Origin of the sequence: Pseudomonas sp. EL_65y_Pfl1_R83, from assembly GCF_963970695.1 — a bacterium.
GTDB classification, from domain to species: domain Bacteria; phylum Pseudomonadota; class Gammaproteobacteria; order Pseudomonadales; family Pseudomonadaceae; genus Aquipseudomonas; species Aquipseudomonas tritici.
This window is the reverse complement of record NZ_CAXAQI010000428.1, coordinates 1-452: the sequence shown is the minus strand read 5'-3', so window position 1 is coordinate 452 and position 452 is coordinate 1. Positions and strand designations below refer to the sequence as shown.

At 70.4% G+C, this 452-nt stretch carries 1 protein-coding gene; it reads left to right on the top strand.

Features of this window, described 5'->3' with window-relative positions; all coding sequences use genetic code 11:
• Positions 1 to 15 precede the first annotated feature (15 nt).
• On the top strand, positions 16 to 452 hold a 437-nt coding region (locus AACY08_RS29655; protein ID WP_339472649.1), incomplete at its 3' end, for a pyridoxal-phosphate dependent enzyme.

Below are 452 nucleotides of genomic sequence, written 5' to 3'. Positions count from 1 at the left end.
GAGGCGGCGGCGCAAATGGCGGTACGCGGTTTGGGAACGCCGAGTCGCGTGCTCGTGCCATGCGGTGGTGGCGGGTTGGCGGCGGGGCTTACGCTGGCCTTGCCCGAGGCGACGATCACGGTCGTGGAACCGGAAGGGTGGGACGACATGCGCCGCTCGCTGGAGGCGGGCTGGATCGAGCCCGTCGGCGAGTCACCACCGCCGACCGCGTGCGATGCGTTGCAAACGTTACGGGTCTCTATGCTGACCTTTGACGTCCTATCCCGCCGGGGGGCGACCGGGGTGGCGGTCAGCGAGGCCGAGATCCGCACAGCGCAGCGCTGGGCGGCGGAGAAGCTGCGGCTGGTGGTGGAGCCGGGCGGCGCGGTCGGCCTGGCGGCGATCCTGGCGGGCAAGGTGCCGGTTGAGCCGGGACTTTTGGTGATCCTGTCGGGCGGGAATTTAGATCTGGC